A 644-nucleotide genomic window follows, 5' to 3' on the forward strand; every position below is an offset into this window, starting at 1 on the left:
GGGCAGCACCTGCTGGCGCTGATCAACGACGTGCTGGACCTGCAGAAAGTGGAGGAAGGCGCCTTGACACTGGACATGGGACGGGTGGCGCTCGACGACCTGGTCGCGCGCACGATCGACCTGCTGGCGCCGATGGCGCGCACGCGCGGCATCCGCTTCGACAACGCGCTGCCCTCGCCGCTGCGCGTGCGGGCCGATGCGCAGCGGCTGCGCCAGGTGCTGCTGAACGTGGCCTCGAACGCGGTCAAGTACAACCGCCCCGGCGGCGTGGTGCGCTGGGCCCTGCGCCAGGAGCGCCCCGAACGGCTCACGCTGATGGTCGAGGACGAGGGCACCGGCTTGTCGCCCGAGCAGCTGAGCCGCCTGTTCCAGCCCTTCGAGCGACTCGGCAAGGAGACCTCGACCATCGAGGGCACCGGCCTCGGCCTGATCATCGCGCGCAGCCTGATGCAGGCGATCGGCGGCGACCTGCAGGTGACGAGCCGCTTCGGCCACGGCACCTGCGTGCTGCTCGACATGGTCTGCGACCCCGATGGCACCGCCACCGACCTCGCGCCGCTCGCCGACGACCCGTGCGAGCCCGCCGCCGCACCCGCAGCCCCCCGGCGCGATGCGCTGCGCATGATGTACGTCGAGGACAACCG

General features: G+C 71.7%; 1 protein-coding gene. It reads left to right on the forward strand.

Annotation, left to right across the window (positions count from 1 at the left end):
* On the forward strand, window positions 1-644 hold a 644-nt coding region (locus tag AC1D15_RS35955), incomplete at both ends, for a sensor histidine kinase (RefSeq protein WP_477829846.1).

Source organism: Rhizobacter sp. P2_H2, assembly GCF_056403375.1.